General features: G+C 48.6%; 5 protein-coding genes. 3 read left to right on the top strand and 2 right to left on the bottom strand.

The features are described from left to right. Positions 1-181: 181 nt before the first annotated feature. The gene (locus tag HMPREF1492_RS06055) at positions 182-682 is read right to left on the bottom strand and encodes a hypothetical protein (protein WP_035437015.1); all 501 of its coding nucleotides are present in this window, start codon (positions 680-682) and stop codon (positions 182-184) included. Positions 683-1,054: 372 nt separating this feature from the next. Next, on the bottom strand, positions 1,055-2,335 hold the full coding sequence (locus HMPREF1492_RS06050; protein WP_035437013.1) for a class I SAM-dependent RNA methyltransferase: 1,281 nt from the start codon (positions 2,333-2,335) through the stop codon (positions 1,055-1,057). 170 nt (positions 2,336-2,505) lie between these two features. Here HMPREF1492_RS06050 and HMPREF1492_RS06045 point away from each other — a divergent pair, with 170 nt between their 5' ends. The 3 genes from HMPREF1492_RS06045 to HMPREF1492_RS07655 all read left to right on the top strand — a co-directional run bounded on the left by HMPREF1492_RS06045 (position 2,506) and on the right by HMPREF1492_RS07655 (position 4,971). Further along, the gene (locus HMPREF1492_RS06045; RefSeq protein ID WP_035437011.1) at positions 2,506-3,474 is read left to right on the top strand and encodes a lactate/malate family dehydrogenase; all 969 of its coding nucleotides are present in this window, start codon (positions 2,506-2,508) and stop codon (positions 3,472-3,474) included. 464 nt (positions 3,475-3,938) lie between these two features. Continuing rightward, positions 3,939-4,364 carry a helix-turn-helix domain-containing protein gene (locus HMPREF1492_RS07890; RefSeq protein WP_156924065.1) on the top strand — a complete coding sequence of 142 codons (426 nt, stop codon included), beginning with the start codon at positions 3,939-3,941 and terminating at the stop codon, positions 4,362-4,364. 76 nt (positions 4,365-4,440) lie between these two features. Beyond that, positions 4,441-4,971: an IS30 family transposase gene (locus HMPREF1492_RS07655; RefSeq protein WP_156924064.1), complete on the top strand. Its 531-nt coding sequence runs from the start codon at positions 4,441-4,443 to the stop codon at positions 4,969-4,971. The last annotated feature ends 6 nt before the right edge of the window (positions 4,972-4,977 follow it).

The following is a 4,977-nucleotide window of genomic DNA, read 5'->3' as shown; positions in this document are numbered from 1 at the left end:
TCTTCTGGGCTAGCTGAGCTGTTGCCTTAAGAAAGGCAGGTGTTGAACCCGCGCGAGGTGGGTCAAGAATAATGACGTCAAAGTTCTGCCCGTCTTTTGTTGTTGCACTAGCAATGAGAATTCAAGCGTACCCAAACAAAAGCTCACTATCCATTTAGATAAATGACCCGAAAATTTATCTTCATATTATTCCAACAATCAAAGCCTGAACCGCCGCTACAAACGATATGATCAAAAACGGAGTGACTACAAAATGTTCCTTGATTGCCAAATGCTTCATCCAGTTGCCGAGCTCATAATCAGGATGCCCCTCTGTTCCGTGGATGACAATCTTACTCTTATGTTTTCCTTGGAATAACAGACAATCTAGCAAAAAGAAATCTCCTAAGTTCAATATGCTCCACTGAATATACCCCATCCAAAAAAGATTCCAAAAGCCCGAAATGCCTGTATGTATAAGACTTGCTATTGAATATATGAAACAAATCCCGCAAATTACAATTGTTATGATGAAATTTATATTTTTCTCCTTTTTTGTCATCTGTTCAGGTGCAGCTTTCTGAATTGCCTTTGGATAAGAATCAAAAAAGTATCTTGGATTAATAAGTACCAAGACTGCTACTGCACCGTTAAAGATTGCGGCTATTGCAATCCCGTCCAGAATCGCTCGTATATAATCCATAAAACTATCTCCTTAGCAAATTCCATTCTTTGTCGCCGTATACTATGCTTATAACTTTGCTGTGACAGAAAATCAAAGAGTTTTGTTCGCGCATAATCTTATAAACATAATGGAATAATTACCGTTAAAACGAATGCCAGAATAAGACTTATTCTGCAAAATACAACAAGCTTCATCACCTGGCTTTTGGCATTAAATCCAAAGTTATCATTTCTGTAGTCTCAATACGGCAAAAAGCAGTTCTGTAGTTACAACCCTTATGTTTCCAGTAGTCAGAACTGTTGTCAAACAGTCTAAAAAAGAATTCCGATCATTTGCCTAAACCGGGGCAGTTCTTCGGAATCCCTTGATTTCAAGCCTTTTCTATACTGTTTAGTCCTTCACCCTTGACATCAATACTACCGTCTCCACATGCTTGGTGTGAGGGAACATGTCCACAGGTGTCACGCGCTCAATGGCAAACCCGCTATCGAGAAGAACTTTGAGGTCCCTAGCCTGCGTTACAACGTTGCAGCTCACGTACACGATTTTCTTCTGGGCTAGTTGAGTTGTTGCCTTAAGAAAGGCAGGTGTTGAACCAGCGCGAGGTGGGTCAAGAATAATGACGTCAAAGTTCTGCCCGTCTTTTGCCAGAGCTTGCATGTAACGAGTGGCATCGTCGCAGATAAATTCGGCTTCAAGTTTGTTGTTTCGAGCGTTTCTGCGAGCCATTTGAATGTTGTTTTCAACCTGGTCAACGCCAGTGAGCAGAAGGTTGATGCCTTGAGCTTCAGCAGCGTGAGCCAAGCAAAGTCCAATGGTTCCCGTGCCACAGTAGGCGTCAAGAACTCGCAGGTTGCTGGCTTGCGGGGGAGTGACTGCTTGCGCGGAAGCGCTGGTCAACGCAGCGTTGGCCTGCGCGGCGCCGGCGGACTTGGAACCTGCAAACTCGGAGCCAGCTAGCGCGCCGTCGATGGCCAGCTGGTAGAGCACCTCAGTTTGCTGAGGGTTGGTCTGGTAGAAACTGGTTGGACCAATCTCAAACGTGCAGTCCAGAAGCTTGTCGCTCATAGACGTTGAGCCCCAAAGCAGACGGGTTTCTCGCCCTAAGATTGCGTTGGTGCGCTTCTGGTTGACGTTCAAGAAGATGCTGGTCAGCTCGGGGTGTGCCTTGCGAAGCGCTGCAACAAACTCCTGCTCGTGAGGCAGGTGCTGACCGTTGACCACCAGCACCAGCATGACGTCGTCGGTGGCATATCCGCAGCGCACCACGCCGTGGCGAAGTGCTCCCTTGCCGCGATCTTCCTGGTAAGCGTGGATGTTGAACTGGCCGGCAAGATACGCCACGTCATTGAGGATGGCGCGAGCTCGCCCATCCTCTACCAGGCATTCCTTTGAAGCAATAATCTTGTGCGTTCCACTTGCGTAAAAACCGGAACGAACCGTGCGCCCCTTACCCGGCGCAAATGGCGTTGCTGCCTTGTGACGATATGCCAGAGGCTCGTCCATTCCGCGGATGGGCTCAATAGTTACGTTATTGATGTTTGCCAGCGGGGCGAGAAGTTCCTCTACCTGCGCTTGTTTGCGCTTAAGTTGGATAGGATAGGGGACCGAAAGCCATTCACAGCCTCCGCAGCTACGCGCAATAGAGCATGTTGGTGTCTTGTATCCCATAATTCCTCTCCAAATCTTGGGTTACTACTATACCGTTTGCGGGCTTAAATGGCACGTTGAGGGGACTGTTGTATCTAATCTGTTTCGTCTTTCTGTATCGTTACCCGTTTATGCAAAAAACCGCTAGGCTATCAGGCACAGTAATTTTGGACGAGATAAAGGGGTGGATTATGGCTCTTATCAGCAAAATTGGCATCATTGGTGCTAATCACGTCGGCGCTCACGTTGCAAATGCCCTGCTTTACCAGGGAATTGTTACCGAGCTCTTTATTAGTGATACAAACGAAGTCCTGTGCAAAGCTCAGGTAAACGACCTGTTGGACGCAATGCCTTTTTATCCACATCCCGCTCGTGTCTATGAAGTAGATGACCGTTACGAGGAGCTTGCTGGCTGCGATATTATTGTTAATGCTGCTGGCCATATTGAGGCTGCAGCAGGTAGTCGTGATGGTGAGCTCTTCGTCACCACTGACGAGGCCAAGAAGTTTGCAAAGCGCATTGCAGACGCAGGCTTCGATGGCGTTTGGGTCAACATCGCAAACCCATGCGACGTTGTTACCACTGAGCTCCAGTATCTGACCGGCGCTGATCCAAATAAGGTTATCGGCTCCGGCACCACGCTAGACTCCGCTCGACTCCGCCACGCACTTTCCGGCGCTACTGGCTATCCAGCATCTTGCATTAACGCTTGGATGCTCGGCGAGCACGGCAACGGCATGTTTGCTTGCTGGTCACATGTCTCCATTGGCTGCCTCACCCTCGACGAAGTTGCAGCTCAGACGGGCAAGACCTTTAACCTCCCAGAGCTTGAGCAGGCTGGTCGCATGGGCGGATACGTTACCTACAGCGGAAAGCAGTGCACTGAGTACTCCATTGCAAACGGCGCTGTCGAGGTCATTAAGGCCATTGTCCACGACACCAAGCTGATTACGCCAGTATCCACGCTGCTCAACGACGTGTATGGCGTTTCTGGCTTCTACTCTTCACTTCCTGCGGTTATCGGCGCCAATGGTGTCGAGAAGGTCTTTGTACCCGAGCTCTCCGACTCCGAGATTGAGGCATGGCGCAAGTCTTGCGAGCACGTCAAGGGCAACATCGAGCAGCTTGGCTGGCTTGAGGTAGACGCTCGTATTGACTAGCGTGACGCGAGGCTGCGGGCTGCATCGCGCTGCGGGCTCTGCGACGGACGCGAGGCTGCGGGCTGCGACCAAGCCAGTGCGAACAGGTAATATTGCACACCGAATACCGAACACACCTTGGGGGCTTCTCCCGAGGTGTGTTTTTGTGCGTTCAAGCTGCCTCTCTCCATTTTTTGATCGGCTCTGATTGCGAGCCTGAAAAGCTCATCATGTCTGAGTAAAACAGCTCAGACATGGCGAGCAAAACCGGCAAATAGCTCAGACTTGGTGCACTTTTCCGGCAAATCGTTCAGACATGGCGAGAAAATCAGGCTCCATAAGAGTGCTCATGAAACTAACCTCGGATTCAAAAGTCACGTCACGAAAGGTCCGCCTGAAAAGTGCAAAGAATCTGTGTTTTGGATACTTGAATTCTCATTGCAAGTGCAACAACAAAAGACAAGGTAGTGACCCATGGGTCTACAATGGCGCTTACGACAACGATCATTGAAAGGATTTCCATGGGTCACTATAGCCATCTTAGCATTGAAGAGCGCGAAGACATTATGGTCTGGTGGAAAAATCATGAAAGTATAAGCCAGATTGCTCGTAAGCTCGGTCGAAACAAATCAAGTATTTCACGAGAGATTAAAAGAAACGGTTGGACAATCATTGGAGTGGCGCATCTGTGCTATAGAGCCTCGACTGCTCAGAGAAAAACCGATGTTCGACGCCAGGCTTGCAAGAAACGCACCCTACTCGATGATCCAAGCCTTCGTGCACGTATTGTCTTTCTTATCTGTAGTCGCCACTTCTCACCTGAGCAGATTGCAGGCAGACTACACTTAGAACTTTCCTACGCTCCTGTCAGCTGTAGCACTATATATAGAGCCATACACTCGGAAAACTAGACTGTGAACTTCCAGGTGTACAGTCTGTACGTAGAGACTTAGACACCGAGGTAAACGACGGCATACAAAACACCTCATAGAGCGCAGAGGAAAAATACGGATAACTCATGAACTTGTCGAAAGACCAAAAGAGGTTGCAGATCGCCAACGCATTGGAGACTGGGAAGGTGATACCGTCATCGGTAAGGCCAAAGGGCCACGCCTGGTCACACAAGTTGACCGTATGAGCGGCTACCTTGTTGGTGGCAAAGCTGCATCAGGGTCTAGTGCTGATGTCAATGTAGCTATACAGCAAGCTTTGAGAGGTGAGGTAGTAAAAACCATAACGCTTGATCGTGGATCTGAGTTTGCTCGAGCAGCAGAACTTCAAGAAGCTATTGGAGTAAGTATCTACTTCTGTCTTCCACATCATCCCTGGCAAAGAGGTACCAATGAAAATACCAACGGTCTCATCAGAGAGTATTTTCCAAAAGGTACAGACCTCTCATCGATTAGCGATAGAGAGATTGAGGCAGTATATAATGAGCTCAATCTGAGGCCACGTAAGCGTCTGGGTTGGAAGTGCCCTTGGGAAGTCTACCATCACCAAACGTTGCACTTGCTTTGAGAATTC

This window comes from Atopobium sp. BS2 (assembly GCF_000565075.1).
Classification (GTDB): domain Bacteria; phylum Actinomycetota; class Coriobacteriia; order Coriobacteriales; family Atopobiaceae; genus Lancefieldella.
Note: the sequence above shows the minus strand (reverse complement) of the source record. Positions and strands in the feature narration are given on the sequence as shown.

What these genes read in the sequence shown, in the direction of transcription:
- HMPREF1492_RS06055 (WP_035437015.1), bottom strand. Translation starts at nt 682, where the DNA reads ATGGATTATATACGAGCGATTCTGGACGGGATTGCAATAGCCGCAATC.
- HMPREF1492_RS06050 (WP_035437013.1), bottom strand. Translation starts at nt 2,335, where the DNA reads ATGGGATACAAGACACCAACATGCTCTATTGCGCGTAGCTGCGGAGGC.
- HMPREF1492_RS06045 (WP_035437011.1), top strand. Translation starts at nt 2,506, where the DNA reads ATGGCTCTTATCAGCAAAATTGGCATCATTGGTGCTAATCACGTCGGC.
- HMPREF1492_RS07890 (WP_156924065.1), top strand. Translation starts at nt 3,939, where the DNA reads ATGGCGCTTACGACAACGATCATTGAAAGGATTTCCATGGGTCACTAT.